The following is a 16760-nucleotide window of genomic DNA, read 5'->3' on the forward strand; positions in this document are numbered from 1 at the left end:
GGGTAAACCGATGTTGCAAACTAATCCCAATTTCCTCTTGAGCCCCCCTTAGCAAGGGGGGGATTGGGGGGGGTAAACCGATGTTGCAAATTAATTCCAACGGCGGCGCTAGGCAAATAACTAACCACAAAATCACCACCAAACAAAGCATGAATCGGGAAGCGGTGCAAGTCCCGATGCGGAATCAAAATCAACTCAGTAATCCCCTCTAATTGCTGTTCAATAACATCAATTTTCAGGATTGCATTGAGTCGTGCAAATTTACTTGCCATTCCCCCACACCAAGGATGATTTACTTGACTTGTTTTCTCCTTGGATTGATAATGGGTGTATTGTTGATTCCACTCCTTCACCCATTTTTCAAGTTCATCGGGAAAATAGCTGAAACAGGTTTCGGGAGACAACAAGCCGTCGGATTTAATAATGAATGTTGTCAGGGCTGCGTCGCTAAGATGCCAGTAAATCGCGGCTGTTGTGGGATTGATCAGTTGCTGAATTTGGGCGTGAGTGACTGTCTCTGCTGTTTGGTAATCGGGAATTGGCAAGGCATCCAGCAGCCAAGACAAGCAGACATTTTTATCGGTTTCGGCTGTGGCTAAGGCTTGGGTAAACTGCCCGGATTGGATGAATATATTTACGGTTAACTGTTGAAAGCTAACTAATTTTTCGGTGAGTTGCTGTTGGGTGAGTTGCGAATAGTTTTGCTCTTTCAGTAAGCTTTGCAATAAATCTGTTGCATCTCGCCGTAATTTATTGGATTCGTCAGTTTGTTTTAAGCTGACTAAGGTTTTGATTAATTTTTGCAAAACTTTTAGATGCAGTTTTAGGAAAGTATCTTTGGTTAGAGTTTTGAGGGCTTCGTCGTAGCTGATGGTGGCTTTATTCCAATAGGTGTTGGGAGAATTGAGTTGCCCGCGACTATAATGAGTATCTCCTAGTGCTTGATGCAGTTTTCCGTATCCTTCGGGGTGGGTATTTTGTCGGCAATATTCTAAGCCTGTTTGTAATGTTAATATTTCTCCTTCATAGCCGCGCTGTTTCAGGTTGTGAGTTATGAGAGTTCTGGTAACAGGTGGAGAATTAGGGAATTGTAGCTGTAAGATTTCATAAACTACCTGGTTATGTCTGGTTGCGCTGCTGACTGTATTGCTGCGATTAATCCAGGCAACGCGATAATCTGGTTTGATTTCTAAGGCTTTGTCGTAGGAGGATCTCGCATCTTCATGCCTGCCTAAATCATCCAGTGCAAAGCCCCGATTGTTCCAGGCAACGCGATAATCTGGTTTGATTTCTAAGGCTTTGTCCAAGGAGGATCTCGCATCTTCTAGCCTGCCTAAATTATGCAGTACAACGCCCCGATTAATCCAGACTTCGTGTTTATCTGGTTTGATTTCTAAGGCTTTGTCCAAGGAGGTAATCGCTTCAGATAATTTGCCTAACTTACGCAGCGTATTACCCCAATTTTTCCAGGGTATGTGGTCATCTGGTTCGATTTCTAAGGCTTTATCATAATAGGCGATGGCTTCTTCATGTCTGCCTAAATTATTCAATACAGCGCCCCTATTGTTCCAGGCTTCAGGATAATCTGGTTGGAATTCTAAGGCTTTGTCGTAGGAGTTCAGCGCCCCTTCAAAATCCCCTAAATCATATTGCTCATTACCACGCTTTTTCCAAGCCTCAGCCTCTGGATCGACATCCTCTCCCCCCTCACCCGAAACTAGCGGAAACTCAACCAAAATCTCCCTACCAACATTCCCCGCCACCTCTCCCAATTCCCCGCCCGCAACTCTACCCAACAACTCCAACCTGCGCGCCAATTCCTGAAGCGATACCACCGCATCCGCAGACGCTGTACTCCCCTGCGCGCCCTCCAACAATCGAACCCCAAACCCTCGCAACCAAGCCGCCAAATCACCATTTTTAATTTGTTTGGCGAGTAAGAATTCCGCAACACCGCCTCTTCCCCAGCCCTGATTCACCCCTTCGAGAAGTTCCATCAACTTCGCCTCGTATTCCGCATCAGTCAAAGTTGGAGGAACCCCCCTCAGTCCCCCCGCGGCTTCGGGGGGAAGCAAGATTTGTTTTCTTTTTCCCCCCACTATTACTAAGAGAGGAAGCAAGATTTGTTTTCTCTTGTTCCTCTTGTTTCCCCCCCTTACCAAGGGGGGGCGAGGGGGGGTTAAAATACTGAGTATAAGCGGACAAAATCCGCCGAATTAATTGTTTCAGAAATCGCCAGATTTTATCTAACATTGGTGAGATGGTGAGGCGGTTTATTTTTGTTATTGTAGCAGGAATTGTGGGGATTCGTTATCACCTGGATCACCCGGCGGTTGAAACCGCGTCTACACAAACAATGTCCGCCTCCGCGGACTAAGAGATCGGAGATATTTGAGTTCTTCTGGCAACCCCAAATAAAAAAATGCTATAATATCAACTTTAACTCCTAAACTTGTCCAGTCAACAAAGCACAAACTAAAATTTTATGGTGATTATTACTTCACAAGAAATTGCCCAATTTCGATCGCAATTAGCCGAATATCCCGAAGCCCTAAAAGCCCTCGACGAAATCGAAGATTGCGAAGGTAACATCGAAGATGCAGCAATATCTCTGGCAATTCAAGCCGGACAAGAACCGAACATTTCGGAAAAATGGCTGGACGGATTGGCGAAAAGATGCCGCGTTGCTATCTGCAAATCTGAGGTTAAAGAAGAGTTGACAAACGGACAATTGAATGCAGCATTTAGAGATTTAGTCGCGGCCAAAATTTGTCCTAAAATTTTGGTAACTTCCGTGATTATTTATGTATTTAAAACTGGAGTAAATGATTTTTGCGAGCCTCTGGAATATCAACTGTAAAGCCATCAACGCAGTTAAAATCGCCCCGATTTCCTGAAATAAAACGAGGCGATTTATGAAGAGGGATGGCTACGTCGCGCCGACTTTTATCTACCCCTGTGCGCTGCTGTACCCAGTCGGCACTAAATCCGGCGACAATCCCAAAGATTTCCCCAGCAAACGAGCCAGTTGCACTAAAAAATTGGCAGTATCTCTGTCTCCTTCCCCGGCCATTGAAGCTGATATCTGGATTAGCATTTGCACAAATCCGGCATCTATTAAATCGGAACAGGAACTTAAAACCTCTGGTTCTTGGCCGTTGGGACAGGTGAGCACTCGCTCGATCAAGTTCAAATAAGCTTCTTGGCGTTCTGGATTCATTTTGGGAGGATGGGTACAGTAAATAATTTATTATTACGCTTAATTCTGTTCTGTCAATCAGGCGATCGAATATGCGATCCCCGTCTTTGCTCTAGAATCTTTATTCCGTCTGGAATAGACAGAAGCTTAAAGAAAATCTTAAGTTTCTTAATCTTAGTTTAGTTGAGGTAATACCAATTTCATAAAGTAGCGCTAGATATTACCCCCCCAACCCCCCCGAACTCGCGGGGGGGCTAAGATTTGATCTACACCACATATTTAGAAAAATGGTATAAGGTGTTATTTGGCACACTCTAATATTAGGTAAGATAGGCCGACTGGTACCCTAGGATTCAAGAAAATTAGGAATTTATAAAATGAAAATAGGAATATTTTTAGGAAATTTAGGAAATCCCGCCATCTACTATCCCAAACTCGCCCAAATTACTGGCGGAGTTGGTGCGAGTATTTTTCTTTGCCAATTATTGCAATGGAAAGTGCAACATTCCAACTCTAGCGAATGGGTGAAAACTAACAGCAACGAAATAGAAAAAGCCACGGGTTTAAGTCCCGAAGAACAAGAAATCGCGAGAGGGTTGCTAAAAGTGCGATCGCTCTTGAAAGAAAAATCAACAAATCCCCACACCGACACCCTAGAACTCTGGGCGGATATTGACGCTTTTGAGGAAAAACTTAATAACTTTTTTGCCAACAACCACACCGAGACTATAACAGAACCAATTCGCGATCGCACAAATCGCCCTGTAGAAATATTATCCGAAACTTCCCCCCCACAGCGTGCAGTTAAAACCGACAAATATTTCGGACAACCGCGCCAGCAAATAGCCGTTGCTGTCACCGCGAATTACCAATTTAGCGGCCCTTGGAATTCCCAAGAAGAATTGCACAACTTTCAGAGGGCTTTAGAAGAATATGCCAGAGTTCGCAACTTGGGATTTGGCAATCCTTCGGGATGGGCTTTTAAGGTTATTGACGGCATGACAAAAGGCTTAACTTCGACTTTTTGGGACGAATTTATCGCCGGAATTCCTTTGGGAGAAAGTCAGAAAGTTAAGCGGGATTGGGAAATTGAGCCGGAAGTGCCTTATCCGGCGTTTGAAGAGGAGCGAATTCAGTATTACGTCCACAAGGGCGAACCGCTGGAAGCAGCAGTGTCTAAGGCCCGCGCTGACTTGAGAAATCCGGTGTTGGGGAAGGATTTGTGGGAGGGTTTTTTGCGAAAGTGCGATCGTATTGCGGATGATGCGCTGAAAGCAAAACTGCAGGGCGTTGACACACCATATCTGCCCTCTTCCTTCAACGAAAAACCGCAAATCACCAAGGATAGCGTAATGCGGAAATTAGGGGCGATCGCGCCGCAATTTGCCCTGAATCAATCCACATCTGAAACTATCGCCGAACCGCCAAAACTCGAACCACAAGAACAGACTACCGCCGACGAAATCCCCAGTATTTCCTCTTTGCAAAAAGCTTACCAAACTCCTCTCGGTCGCAGTATAGTTGAAAAACAAATCGCTGCTAATCCACAATGGGGTTATGAAATTGTTGATGGTGAAATTATAGAATCCATTTTTTTTTAGGAGGCGAATGTGAAGCGAGTTAGCGATATCGATCCGCTGGGAAGTGAGCGGGCAAATCCTTCTGACGAAGAGAGGGAACAACTGCGGCGGAAAAGGTTGCAGCGAGAAAGAGATGAAGGATATCAAAAGTTAGTTGAACTATGCAATTTTGGCGAATATGACATGGCCCAGCAGTTGGCAAATCGACATTTTAATTGGGGTTATGAAATAGTTGATGGGATGGTGATGGAGAAGATAGATTAGATATTAGCCAAAGTCAGGACACGGCAGTGCCGTTTCCCTACAATTAATTGCGCGATGGTTATCAGAAAAGGAAGATTGATGATTGTGGGGTAGGGACACGGCACTGCCGTGTCCTCCTTATCTTGTGCAAGTTGATTACCACAATCTCTATGTTACAATTATAACTAAAACTTAAATAACCATCAAAATATGACGACAACTATTAATGCAAAAAATCTAACATTATCAGAAGTACACCGTCTGTTCGGCTTTCAAAAGCAGTACACTAACTCATTTACCTCTCTGTTATCTCTTGAAGATATCACAGAACACGAACAGCAGGAACTTACACAAATTAGGGATGATTTTGATGACTATATTTCCACGGATCGAGTTTCAGAAGGACTGGTAAAAGCTCTGACTACCTTTCCCTTAATGCGATTGGCTGGCTTCTACCGCCGCCCGATTAAAATTAGTTTAGAACAAGACATCGCTGAAATTAGCATTGAAGATGAAGATACTATCATTAAAGGACGGTTTGATATCTTGGCTGTCAACAGGATAAAGCCCATGAGAAGCGATACATATTTTTGGGTTTTGGTAATTGAAAGTAAAAATTCTGGAATCAACGCATTGATGGGCTTATCCCAATTGCTAACCTATGCTTATCAAAATTTAAAATATCAAGACACTATCTGGGGTTTGACAACAAACGGAATGCACTATCAGTTGGTGAATATTCAGGGGGGAAATACCCCAAGCTATCAGCTATTGCCTTTGCTAAACTTGATGGAACCCGAACCTTCAATTTTGTTGCTGCAAGTTTTAAAGGCTATTTGTAAGCTGTAGATGAAGGATGAAGGAAGAAGGAAGAAGGAAGAAGGAAGAAGGAAGAAGATACATCTTGCTTTGATTCGGAGACTCTCTTGAAATTATCTGCGTTGATATGTGTTTATCTGCCTTTCATCTGCAGTATATCTATCAATAAAAGATTTATCTAATAAGTCTAATCATCATCGCCCTAAAAAAAATGAGGCGGGGAGAATTCCCTACCTCAATTTTTAGCTAACTTTTTCCCTAAAAAAATAGGGCTGTTAAAGCTTAGTAGCCTCTGCTGTTAGGCTTGTGGACGATGAAGCTCAGCACTTGGCACTGCTTCACGTTGTCAAAACCCATAACGCGGATGTAGCACTGAGGATTTTCTTGGCGGCAAGCTTGAATTTCAGTCATGATTTCTTGGACGCTGCGAGCACCAAACAAAGGCAACTTCCACAAAGTCCAGTAGCGCATTTCAGCAGCAGAACTTTCGTTGAATTCTACGCCGGGAATGTAGCCTTGATCCAAGATGTATTGGAGTTGCTTGGCAATTTGGGCGTCTGTCAGCGGGGGCAAATAGGACAGAGTTTCGTAACGACGCTCTTTAGGTAAAGTCTTCATTTTTTGTATCTCTAAGGTGTGTGTTCGATCGCACTTGGTCGATCGATTAACTCGACAAATTATCCAGATTCGGTTCAGAATCTATTGATGCTTCAGGATGACTGGTAGAAACAGACCAATTAAGTTGCGTAATTCGCTCTAAATGCTGGCGTCTGTGTTCCATATTCGACTGTTGAATGCCAGTACAAACCATTTCTGGCAAAAATTCCGTCACATCGTGAGCCAGATATTCTCGCACAGTCATGATCCGAAATCCTAAATCTTGATTTTCCCTCAGCAGCTCGTCAATGTAAGCTTCTCCATCTTGGATTTTGTTCTTCGTGGAAAAGTCATTCAACCAGATGGCTTGGGCAGGATTGGTTTCGCTCAACTGAGCGACCACAATCCGCACGGATTGATAGGTTAGGTAACTTGCCAGCACCTTAGCGGTGTCTTTCGCAACTTGTTTGAGATCCATTTTTGACCCCAGCTCCCTCAAATTTGAGATTTTGGATTTTAGATTTTAGATGCAAACTTACTTGTAAATCTTCTTCAAAGATAAAGACTTAAGAGCAAGTTTGCGACCTAAAACCTAAAATCTGCAACCCAAAATCATCAAACGGTATCCATTGCCTCGAACTCAAACTTGATTTCTTTCCAGAGTTCGCAAGCAACAGCCAATTCAGGGCTCCATTTGCAAGCTTCGCGAATGATGTCTCCGCCTTCGCGCATCAAGTTGCGGCCTTCGTTACGAGCTTGGACGCAAGCTTCCAATGCAACGCGGTTAGCTGCTGCACCAGGTGCGTTGCCCCAAGGGTGGCCCAAGGTGCCGCCGCCGAACTGCAAGCAGGAGTCGTCGCCGAAGATTTCCACCAAAGCTGGCATATGCCAGATGTGGATACCGCCGGAAGCAACCGGCATGACACCGGGCATGGAGGCCCAGTCTTGGGTGAAGTAAATACCGCGGCTGCGGTCTTGTTCGATGTGGTCTTCGCGCATCAAGTCTACGAAGCCCATCGTGATGCCTTTTTCGCCTTCGAGTTTGCCCACAACTGTACCGGAGTGCAGGTGGTCGCCGCCGGACATCCGCAAGCACTTGGCAAGTACGCGGAAGTGGATACCGTGGTTTTTTTGACGATCGATCACGGCGTGCATGGCGCGGTGAATGTGCAGCAAAATACCGTTTTTGCGGCACCATTTGGCCAAGCTGGTGTTTGCAGTGAAACCACCGGTCAGGTAGTCGTGCATGATGATCGGGGTTTTGATTTCTTTGGCGAATTCAGCCCGTTCCATCATTTCTTCAAAGGTGGGGGCAGTTACGTTGAGGTAGTGACCCTTGACTTCGCCGGTTTCTGCTTGAGCTTTTTCAATAGCTTCTTGAACGAACAAGAAACGATCGCGCCAGCGCATGAACGGTTGCGAGTTGATGTTTTCGTCGTCTTTGGTGAAGTCCAAACCGCCGCGCAGAACTTCGTAAACGGCGCGACCGTAGTTCTTAGCAGACAGACCCAATTTGGGCTTAATTGTACAGCCGAGCAAAGGACGGCCGTACTTGTTCAATTTGTCCCGCTCAACGGTAATACCGTGAGGAGGGCCTTGGAAGGTTTTCAGGTAAGCAATGGGAATCCGCAGGTCTTCCAACCGCAGGGCGCGCAGAGCTTTGAAACCGAACACGTTACCGACCAAAGAGGTCAGCAAGTTGGTGACGGAACCTTCTTCAAACAAATCCAAAGGATAAGCGATGAAGCAGATGTATTGGTTGTCTTCACCGGGGACTGGCTCGATGTCGTAGCAGCGACCTTTGTAGCGGTCGAGGTCGGTCAGGAGGTCAGTCCAAACAGTTGTCCATGTACCGGTGGAAGATTCAGCGGCCACAGCAGCTCCAGCTTCTTCTGGGGGAACTCCTGGCTGCGGTGTGACGCGGAATGCTGCCAAAATATCTGTATCTTTCGGCGTGTAGTCCGGGGTGTAATACGTTAGTTTATAGTCTTGAACTCCGGCTTTATACCCAGCCTTTGATTGAGTTTGGGTTTGCGCGTAAGCCATATCTCGCTTCCTAGTATTCGCTTAATTTTTTTGCCCGATCGCAGGCTGTTAAAAATATATCAATAAATGGGTGCTTTTTAATTTTAATATTCTTTTAATCCTCATAAGTATTGTTTATTTTTCTTTATATTTAGATATCTTTTGTAACATATCTTATTAAACAAAAGCGGCAAAGGATGCAGGGGGAAAGGCTGGGGATCGAGGAGATTTTGGATTTTAGATTTTAGATTTTAAATTGAGGGAACAGAAAAGATTAGTCATAAATACTTAATTTTATGGTGGAGATCGATTAAATTTGAGAGTGTAAATTTTAGGTTGGGGGGAGGAAAAGTTAGTTATAAATACTTAATTTTAGGGTAGGAGATCGAACTCAACTGCAATCGAGTATGCAATTATTTAATTGAAAATCCCGTGGGGGGCCAAGAAACCGGGTTTATGGGAAAAATTTGGGTGTATTAACGAGAAATATAGCAAGAAACCGGGTTTCTGAGGTTGTAAAGCCCGATCGCGCCAACTCTCCCAAAATCCACAATCCACAATCCACAATCCAAAATCTCAAATCCCGTGGGTGGGCGAGAAACCGGGTTTCTACGAAAAATTGGTGCTGAACGAGAAATATAGCAAGAAACCGGGTTTCTGAGGTTGTAAAGCCCGATCGCGCCAACTCTGGCACAATCTTCAATCGAAAATCCAAAATCGAAAATCGAAAATCGACTGACTCTCAGAGGGCAAAGTCAAAAATCGACAGCATAGCACATAATATGGACAGGACTGGTGCAGCAACCTGGTTTTTCAAACCAAAATCCGTCGTTACAGCAATTAAACTTCGCTTAAAACCGGGTTTCTGCCTTAGCTGCGCGTAAGTCTAATATGGATATCTAGCCCCATTTCTACTCTGGTTGTGCCTCACCCCCCTTCAAAAGCCGTCCACTGCATCAATCCAGATTGCCCAAGGCCTTACCCTCAGACTTGGGGCAACAATTTTTGTCAGAATTGCGGGACTCCGCTGCGGCTAAAAAATCGCTACGTTCCTTTAGAAGTTCTCGGTTCCGGGGGTTTTGCAGCCATATACACGGTTTGGGACACAGAAACTCAAACCGAGCGCGTCCTGAAAGTATTGCTCGAAACTGCCCCGAAAGCGCTGAAACTGTTCGAGCAAGAAGCTTGGGTTTTGGCATTTTTGCGGCATCCCGGTGTCCCGATAGTCGAGCCGGACGGTTATTTTCATGTCAAAACTCAAAATTTTGCAGGCGTGGATAGAAATGTCACAGCGAGGCACTTGCCTTGTTTGGTCATGGAAAAAATTCACGGCAAAACTTTAGAAGCAGTTCTCGAAGAACACTCTCAGGGGTGTCCGCAGGAATGGGTGTTTAGTTGGCTGAGTCAAGCTGTGGATATTTTAGAGGAATTGCACAGGTGTCAGATTATTCACCGCGACATTAAACCCTCAAATTTGATGCTGCGAGACCCGGAATCGCCACAAGTTTTGCTGAGCAAGGGTTTGGGCGGACTGCAATTGGTGGCGATCGACTTTGGGGGAGTTAAACAGATGGGCGGTGGCGCACCGGTGGGGAAAGATTCTCCGAGCTCGACGCGCTTGATTTCGCCCGGATACAGCCCGCCGGAACAAATTGTGGGCGGTGGTGTGGTACCGGCGACGGATTTTTATGCTTTGGGGCGGACTTGCATTCATTTGCTGACGGGGAAATATCCCGCTGAAATTGAAGATCCGATGACGGGTGAGTTGCGGTGGCGACATATTGTGTCTGTGAGTCCGGCTTTGGCGAATTTGTTGGATGATATGGTGCGATCGAACGTGCAGCAGCGTCCGGCTGCGGCTGGGGATGTTCGATCGCGCTTGCAGGAGATTTATGCTAGGAGTAAGGGCAAAATTGCGACGGCCCCAACCGGTCAAGCTATTGTGGAATTCTGCCGGCAAGTGGTGGTGGCGGGGGCGCAAAAAACCGCAAGTTTGACGGTTTTGCTGTTCGGGGCGATCGCCCAAATCGTAGTAGCTTCTCTCGATACCGGCTGGGAAATGGTGCTCGGCGGGGTTGGTGGATGTGCCGGGGCGATCGGCGGTTTGGTTTTGAGTTCTGCGCCTGTGGGCCAGGAAATTGCGAGTTTTCTAAATGAAGGTTTGCACCAATTAATCCATGACATGACTTTTACTGTCGGGCCGGAATTGCTGCTGTTTGCCTTTGCGGGTTGGGGAACTGCGATCGGTTTGACGGATGCGGGGAGTTTTCGCCAGCACAAACAGTATTGGCTGTCGGGATTGATGGGAGCTCAAGCCTATTTATTGGCTGGTTTGTGCTGGATGGAAGCAACAACTTCTAGCGGCGTGCAGGGGATTATTTTGGGGGCTTTTGCGATCGCCTCTATGACTGTAGGAATGGGTTTGCGTAGCCATCAATTAGTTCATGCTTTGGTGGTGGCTGTTTGTTCTACGGGAATTTTTCTGTTTTTGAATACTTGGAATATTTTTCCTGGGAGTTTCTTTGCGATTTTGTCACAATCGTCTAATACTAATTTCTGGCTGCAAGTTTGGGGTGCGATCGCCTTTTTTGGTTTGTTGGGAAGTACGATCGGGCTTTGTTTGGGAGTGAGTCATTATTTAGTTGTGCCCGTTCTGAGGTGGTTGGGCTGGCGCTAATTAGGGCAAAAACGGTTCGTAGTGCGAACCATTGGGGAGCATCTCAGTTTTGCAAAAAGCATTTTTTTATAGTGCGAGCTTAACAGCTCGCGAGTTGTACAATACGCGAGTTCTTAAGCTCGCACTATAATGCAAAACTAATACCATTTTTCTTTCATATGTGCTATAGATGAATTCCGAAGCCCCCCCTTAATAAGGGGGGGTTGGGGGGGTAAAATCTAGCGCTAATTTATGAAATTGGTATAAGATGCTCCCAACCATTGATAATGCAGCGACTAAACGCCAGTCATAACTTTGGTAGAATTTGTTTCTGTTAATTCTGCCAAGGAATGCGATCGCACTGCGCGAAACATCCCAAAGCGACATAGCCCCACACCAAACGCTAATCGCATTAGTAAAAGTGTCGGTACTTCTCGCAGAGACTTGATAAAACCCGATACACCAAAACGTACTAATCCGGCAGGTCTAACTATACCTTGCCAGATAGAATCTATCCAAGAAGGAAGGGTTTCTTGCGTCCAATCTGCGGTGGTTACAGTGCCATCCACAAACCCCGTTTCTTCTAACAGTTCTGAAAAGCCCTCAATACTTGAAAAAGCCGGATGCGACCACTGATCCAGCAGTTGCTGCATTACGGGTTTCTCCCAAAAATTGAGAGGGATTTGGCGCGAATCTCTTTGATTCCAGTCAGCCACAACCAGCAGGCCACCAGGCTTGATTACCCTCATCAACTCTTTGGCAAAAACAGCTTTATCTGGCATATGGGGCCCTGCTTCGATCGACCAAACCACATCAAAACTCGCATCGGGAAACGAAAGCGCCATAGCATCATCCACCCGAAACTGCAGATCGAGTTCTGGGGGAGTTAATTCTTGAGCGCGTTTAACTTGCTGCGGGCTGATAGTAATTCCCGTCACAGCAAACTTATAATCCTGGGCCAGAATGCGGCTGCTACCGCCAATTCCACAGCCCACATCTAGAACAGTAGTACCAGCAGCTAATTTATCTAAGCCGCCCCAGCGCACCATTTCATGCACAAAATCGGATTTTGCTGTGAGGAAATCTTTCCGTTGTGGCGGCGAACCGTAATGGCCTAAGTGAATGTGTTCGCCCCAGTAAAATTCCAAAATTCCGTCTTCTGTCCACTCGTCGTAGGAGTTGGCCACAGAGTCGGATGATTGATAAGGGCGAGCCGTGATTAAATAGATCAGAAGGGCGATCGCCAGCAGTCCAAACAAAAGTCCAAATACCACAAATAAATTCATTTTTTCCTTTCTCTTATCATCTCAGGAGCTAGCACAAAATCCAATTTGGTGCGTTTTTGATTCACGATGTCTAATAGACTTGCGCTGCATAAGTCCTCAATTGATACATCAACCGCAGATGTCAGGCAAATCGACACAGATTAACGCAGATATTTCAGATAATTTGTGAATTAATACCAGAGGTAAAATCAAAATCTCAGAAACCGGGTTTCTTTCTATATTTCTCGTCACCAAACCAAAGACTGGTAGAAACCCGGTTTCTCGCCCCAAGCGAAAATCTCAGAAACCGGGTTGAGCTCGGTATTTCTCGTCACCAAACCAAAGACTGGTAGAAACCCGGTTTCTCGCCCCAAGCGAAAATCTCAGAAACCGGGTTGAGCTCGGTATTTCTTTTCACCAAACCCAAAAACTCAAAGATGTCAAATGGGTTCTATAGGGCGATCGACTAAATAATACTGAATTAACCATCATCTATGCCTCGCAGACGAAAAAGAACAGGTTTGCGATCGGCGGGTCTTCTGACTGAGAGATTCTATGATCTCATCACAGTTGCGGGACAGCAGCGGATTTGCACCGAATTTTCCCCGTTTCTTCCAACGCTGGTTTGTTGTTGGAACCGATTTTTGTACATATATGATGTTATCACAATTTTGGCTTGTTTGCATCAAAAACTGTGAAATATGTCAGCAATCTCACAAATTGCGGCACCCGAACGCATTACTATGGTTTGGTGGTGGCAGGGGCGATCGTATCACCAATCAAAACCGCCCGATTAATTTAAGCTGATTAAAAATTAGGTTGCGAAAATCCGATGCTCCCCAAGAATAACGGCAAAAAGTTACGATTGTTGACAGGGTTCTTAGTCTCGCGATTTATTCGTTGGTTCGCAAGCGCGATCGGGCTATTTCTCAGTCTCTGGATCGTCGTACCAGCACCGACGATGTTTTTGTATCCTTTGGCGGTGGGTGCACCAGAAATTAGTCCTTGGTTGGTGGGCATAAATACGATCGCCCTTTTGCTGAATCTGCTCAAACGACATCCAGGCAAAGTCTACATTACTTTACTAATTTGTAACCTGTTCGCCCTCATTCTGAGCCTGCTTCCGCTGATGCAACTAACAGCAACAAACGCAGCGATAGCTACCGAAATGCCAGCAGTTTTAGGCAAAAACTATTTAGTCACCGTTCCTCAAACCCTGCGCGCGCAGCTACGCCCTCAACCGTTTATCCTAGCAGATGCGTTTCGGGGAATTCCCATGAGAGACGTCAGGAGCGATCGGGATATTGTATTTGCTAACCCTGACGGAGTTTCACTTAAAATCAACCTTTACCGGCCGATGCAAATTGGCAAATATCCCGCGATAATCATGCTTTACGGAGGAGCTTGGCAAAGAGGCAATCCCGATGACAATGAAGAATTCAACCGCTACATGGCCGCGCGAGGTTATTGTGTTGTAGCAATTGATTACCGCCACGCTCCCAAATATAAGTTTCCGGCTCAGCTTGAAGACGTGCAAGCCGCTCTTTCCTACATCAAAACTCATGCCGGTGATTGGGAAATCGATCTCGATAAAATTGCTTTGATGGGAAGGTCTGCAGGGGCCCATTTAGCAATGCTAACTACTTACGGTTCCAGCGCGCTTCCCATCAGAGCAGTGGTGAATTATTACGGCCCCAATGACCTGATTCGCGGATACAATGACCCACCTTTTCCTGATGCGATCGATGTTCGAGCCGTCTTGCGTGCCTTTCTCGGAGGAACGCCAGAGAAACTCAAGGAACTTTACCGTCAGGCTTCTCCCATCAATTATATTAAAACGAATCTTCCCCCTTCTCTACTGGTTTATGGAGGTCGCGACCATATCGTACAGGCTAAGTTTGGGCGATCGCTCTACGAACGATTGCGCGCCACAGGAAATCGTGCTATTTTGCTCGAAATTCCTTGGGCAGAACACGCCTTTGATGCAGTTTTTAATGGGCCTAGCAATCAATTAGCTTTGTATTACACAGAACGTTTTTTAGCTTGGGCTTTGAAGTCTCCCGATTACCAATTCATCCCACTCCCAAAAACCAATGCAGCTCTATAAATCAAAAGGTTTCATACCCTGTCCCATCGATTAACCGATCTAATACCAATTTCAAAAAATAATGCAACAGTATTCTTGTCCCCCCCCAAAGCATCGGGGGGGCTAGGGGGGGTCGGAGAGTATTGCATGATTTTAGAGAAATGGTATAACAAAGATTCGCAGTACCGAATGCGAGTCCGCTCATTTGTTGCGGACACTGACTGACGCACGCGCGAACCAATCGCGAGATCGGTCAATCTACCGGGGACGATATTAAACAGAGGACTTTCGCGCCCACTACAAACCATAAATGCAAAGCAGAGTTGCTTTATTAGTAAACTCTCATTAAATAATCTGCCTTACCTTCGCAATTGACCGAACAACCGAAGATTTACGCAAGAAGTTTATTGAGAATTTTTCGAGTTCCAACCCCGGATTTATAGAGATTCAAAAGTAGCGGTAAAGCCATCCAAAGTCAAGCATTCCTCCATAAAGTCCTCTACATCATTGACATTTTCAAGTTTATATTCCATGATGCGTTCACCGTCGCCTTTCATCTTTTTGGAAGAAAGAGGCGTGGCCGGATATTTTTCTGCGATCGCCTTAAAAGCTTTAGAATGGGTTTCCCAGCTTGCAGCAGAACAATTAATAATTAAAAGCCACATTATCGAATTCCTCCTAGGGTTTGGTTTAGTAATAATCCCAATTAAAATTGGGTTTACAAAGCAGATAAATCTAGCGATTCTGTTGTTTGGAAAAAAGCTAAAAGCCGAGCAACTATGAGAGCGACACCACCATTAACATTAGACTCAACATTCAAAACCATCACCGGATCGTGCAACGATAAGCGTAACAAAAACCAGCCGGATTCGCTAGCTGATGTGCAAGAAATTCGCACGCCTTCGTAGTTATTGGCAACAATTTTCCAGTCGGCTTGCGTTGAGGTAAAATCTTGCAGTTTGTCGATGACAGCCTCTCCCAGAACTTTGAAATCATCCACATTAATTTTAATCCGAAATTCTGCACTTTCTGCGGGTTCTTGTAAATTAGCAATTAAATCTGGTAACGATTGATTGGCTAGCTTAGATTTAGCCAATTCAATCAATAATTTGCTCACCAAGTAAGCGCCATCATCCAGAAAATAATTTTCTTTCAAAGCTCCGTGGCCAGAGGTTTCAATCGCCAGCCACGACTCCTGTCCGATTTGATTCAGGCGAACCGACTCGTCAATCACATTTTTGTAGCCGCGTTTAAAGCGATGGTGAATCCCTTTTAAATCCTGTTCGATGAATTGCGTTAAACCATCGGAGGTGATAGAATCGGTGACAATGGTAGAGCCTGGGTGTTCTTGTAAGATTATCGCAGAAATCAAAGCAATTAAGCGATTGCGATTGAGTTCCTTGCCAACTCCATCGACGGCCGCACTGCGATCGACATCCGTATCAAAAATAATCCCAAAATCAGCATGATTTTCAATTACCGCTTGACAAATTGACTGCATTGCCTGTTTATCTTCGGGATTGGGTACATGATTGGGAAAAGTACCATCTGGTTCTAAAAATTGACTGCCAGTAGTGTCTGCACCTAAAGGTTTTAAGACTTTATCGACATAAAATCCGCCCGCACCATTCCCCGCATCCACAACAATTTTTAACCCTGTCAGCGGTTGCTCAAAGTTATCGGGATGATTGACTGATTCCCGAATATTTTTGACAAATTGGTTGGCATAAACAGAGATAAAATCATGCTTAGTAATGTTACCGGGCGCTGCGGCTGGCTGAAAATTATTGTTTTGGGCTAGTGTTAAGATATCGGTAATATCTTTTTTTTGTAACCCACCGTTGGCGGTGAAAAACTTTAAGCCGTTGCGATTAAAAGGCAAATGGCTAGCAGTCAGCATGATCGCGCCGTCGCAATCAAAACCGGGGGTTATGGTACTCATAAACATGGCGGGGGTTGATGCCATTTCAAAGTCGTATACTGTGGCACCAACTGAGGCGATTCCCTCCATGACTGCTTGCATTAAAGTTGGGCCAGATAGGCGGCTGTCGCGCCCGATCGCAATTATCAATTCTGCAGCGGGTTTGTGGACTTTTTGCACCAGCCAACTGACAAAAGACTGACCTAAAATTGTAACAATTTCCGGAGTGAGGTTGACTTTTTCATCGGGAACCCCTTCGAGGGCGATACCGCGAATGTCGGAACCATTTTGAAGTTTTGTCCAGTTGAAATTTTGCATAATTATTGATGGTAATTTGAACCAAAAAATCAGCAGCTAGAGGGAAAAATA

General features: G+C 45.3%; 14 protein-coding genes and 1 riboswitch. Of the genes, 6 read left to right on the plus strand and 8 right to left on the minus strand.

Annotated elements, in window-relative coordinates:
• Nucleotides 1–20: 20 nt before the first annotated feature.
• A complete protein-coding gene (locus tag AACV78_RS18785) occupies nucleotides 21–2027 on the minus strand; it encodes a tetratricopeptide repeat protein (protein WP_228042346.1) in 2007 nt (668 codons plus the stop codon).
• Nucleotides 2028–2485: 458 nt separating this feature from the next.
• On the opposite strand from AACV78_RS18785, the gene AACV78_RS18790 reads away from it, so the two are divergent.
• Nucleotides 2486–2860, plus strand: a complete 375-nt coding sequence (locus tag AACV78_RS18790) for a hypothetical protein (RefSeq protein ID WP_194012741.1) — start codon at nucleotides 2486–2488, stop codon at nucleotides 2858–2860.
• A 90-nt stretch (nucleotides 2861–2950) separates the two neighbouring features.
• On the opposite strand, the gene AACV78_RS18795 is transcribed toward AACV78_RS18790, so the two are convergent.
• Nucleotides 2951–3220, minus strand: a complete 270-nt coding sequence (locus AACV78_RS18795) for a hypothetical protein (RefSeq protein WP_194012740.1) — start codon at nucleotides 3218–3220, stop codon at nucleotides 2951–2953.
• A 356-nt stretch (nucleotides 3221–3576) separates the two neighbouring features.
• On the opposite strand from AACV78_RS18795, the gene AACV78_RS18800 reads away from it, so the two are divergent.
• From AACV78_RS18800 to AACV78_RS18810, 3 genes are all read left to right on the plus strand, one after another.
• Entirely contained in the window at nucleotides 3577–4800 is a 1224-nt protein-coding gene (locus AACV78_RS18800; protein ID WP_194012739.1) for a hypothetical protein, read from the plus strand.
• A gap of 9 nt (nucleotides 4801–4809) precedes the next feature.
• Nucleotides 4810–5043 carry a hypothetical protein gene (locus AACV78_RS18805; RefSeq protein ID WP_194012738.1) on the plus strand — a complete coding sequence of 78 codons (234 nt, stop codon included), beginning with the start codon at nucleotides 4810–4812 and terminating at the stop codon, nucleotides 5041–5043.
• A 189-nt stretch (nucleotides 5044–5232) separates the two neighbouring features.
• Nucleotides 5233–5871 (plus strand): restriction endonuclease subunit R, encoded by a 639-nt coding sequence (locus AACV78_RS18810; RefSeq protein WP_194012737.1) that lies wholly within the window; start codon nucleotides 5233–5235, stop codon nucleotides 5869–5871.
• Between the two features lie 252 nt (nucleotides 5872–6123).
• On the opposite strand, the gene AACV78_RS18815 is transcribed toward AACV78_RS18810, so the two are convergent.
• From AACV78_RS18815 to AACV78_RS18825, 3 genes are all read right to left on the minus strand, one after another.
• Complete coding sequence (locus AACV78_RS18815; protein ID WP_194012736.1) at nucleotides 6124–6459, minus strand: ribulose bisphosphate carboxylase small subunit; 336 nt, start codon at nucleotides 6457–6459, stop codon at nucleotides 6124–6126.
• 46 nt (nucleotides 6460–6505) lie between these two features.
• Complete coding sequence (rcbX, locus tag AACV78_RS18820; protein ID WP_194012735.1) at nucleotides 6506–6916, minus strand: RuBisCO chaperone RbcX; 411 nt, start codon at nucleotides 6914–6916, stop codon at nucleotides 6506–6508.
• Between the two features lie 137 nt (nucleotides 6917–7053).
• Nucleotides 7054–8484 carry a form I ribulose bisphosphate carboxylase large subunit gene (locus AACV78_RS18825; protein WP_194012734.1) on the minus strand — a complete coding sequence of 477 codons (1431 nt, stop codon included), beginning with the start codon at nucleotides 8482–8484 and terminating at the stop codon, nucleotides 7054–7056.
• Between the two features lie 901 nt (nucleotides 8485–9385).
• On the opposite strand from AACV78_RS18825, the gene AACV78_RS18830 reads away from it, so the two are divergent.
• A complete protein-coding gene (locus AACV78_RS18830) occupies nucleotides 9386–11140 on the plus strand; it encodes a protein kinase domain-containing protein (RefSeq protein WP_194012733.1) in 1755 nt (584 codons plus the stop codon).
• 275 nt (nucleotides 11141–11415) lie between these two features.
• Here AACV78_RS18830 and AACV78_RS18835 read toward each other — a convergent pair whose 3' ends face one another.
• Nucleotides 11416–12405, minus strand: a complete 990-nt coding sequence (locus AACV78_RS18835) for a methyltransferase domain-containing protein (protein ID WP_194011860.1) — start codon at nucleotides 12403–12405, stop codon at nucleotides 11416–11418.
• A 491-nt stretch (nucleotides 12406–12896) separates the two neighbouring features.
• Nucleotides 12897–13041: riboswitch (cobalamin riboswitch) on the minus strand.
• 175 nt (nucleotides 13042–13216) lie between these two features.
• On the opposite strand from AACV78_RS18835, the gene AACV78_RS18840 reads away from it, so the two are divergent.
• Nucleotides 13217–14491, plus strand: a complete 1275-nt coding sequence (locus tag AACV78_RS18840; RefSeq protein WP_194011859.1) for an alpha/beta hydrolase — start codon at nucleotides 13217–13219, stop codon at nucleotides 14489–14491.
• A gap of 416 nt (nucleotides 14492–14907) precedes the next feature.
• Here AACV78_RS18840 and AACV78_RS18845 read toward each other — a convergent pair whose 3' ends face one another.
• Together AACV78_RS18845 and AACV78_RS18850 are read right to left on the minus strand one after the other, a co-directional pair.
• On the minus strand, nucleotides 14908–15135 hold the full coding sequence (locus AACV78_RS18845) for a hypothetical protein (RefSeq protein WP_194011858.1): 228 nt from the start codon (nucleotides 15133–15135) through the stop codon (nucleotides 14908–14910).
• A gap of 53 nt (nucleotides 15136–15188) precedes the next feature.
• A complete protein-coding gene (locus tag AACV78_RS18850) occupies nucleotides 15189–16709 on the minus strand; it encodes a phosphomannomutase/phosphoglucomutase (protein WP_194011857.1) in 1521 nt (506 codons plus the stop codon).
• Nucleotides 16710–16760: the final 51 nt, after the last annotated feature.

This window comes from Tychonema sp. LEGE 07196, assembly GCF_963890365.1.
In the GTDB taxonomy this organism is placed as follows: domain Bacteria; phylum Cyanobacteriota; class Cyanobacteriia; order Cyanobacteriales; family Microcoleaceae; genus Microcoleus.

Bases quoted from the DNA above. Each gene is read 5' to 3' on its own strand.
- AACV78_RS18790 (WP_194012741.1), top strand. From the start codon at position 2,486: ATGGTGATTATTACTTCACAAGAAATTGCCCAATTTCGATCGCAATTA.
- AACV78_RS18795 (WP_194012740.1), bottom strand. From the start codon at position 3,220: ATGAATCCAGAACGCCAAGAAGCTTATTTGAACTTGATCGAGCGAGTG.
- AACV78_RS18800 (WP_194012739.1), top strand. From the start codon at position 3,577: ATGAAAATAGGAATATTTTTAGGAAATTTAGGAAATCCCGCCATCTAC.
- AACV78_RS18810 (WP_194012737.1), top strand. From the start codon at position 5,233: ATGACGACAACTATTAATGCAAAAAATCTAACATTATCAGAAGTACAC.
- AACV78_RS18815 (WP_194012736.1), bottom strand. From the start codon at position 6,459: ATGAAGACTTTACCTAAAGAGCGTCGTTACGAAACTCTGTCCTATTTG.
- rcbX (WP_194012735.1), bottom strand. From the start codon at position 6,916: ATGGATCTCAAACAAGTTGCGAAAGACACCGCTAAGGTGCTGGCAAGT.
- AACV78_RS18825 (WP_194012734.1), bottom strand. From the start codon at position 8,484: ATGGCTTACGCGCAAACCCAAACTCAATCAAAGGCTGGGTATAAAGCC.
- AACV78_RS18835 (WP_194011860.1), bottom strand. From the start codon at position 12,405: ATGAATTTATTTGTGGTATTTGGACTTTTGTTTGGACTGCTGGCGATC.
- AACV78_RS18840 (WP_194011859.1), top strand. From the start codon at position 13,217: ATGCTCCCCAAGAATAACGGCAAAAAGTTACGATTGTTGACAGGGTTC.
- AACV78_RS18845 (WP_194011858.1), bottom strand. From the start codon at position 15,135: ATGTGGCTTTTAATTATTAATTGTTCTGCTGCAAGCTGGGAAACCCAT.
- AACV78_RS18850 (WP_194011857.1), bottom strand. From the start codon at position 16,709: ATGCAAAATTTCAACTGGACAAAACTTCAAAATGGTTCCGACATTCGC.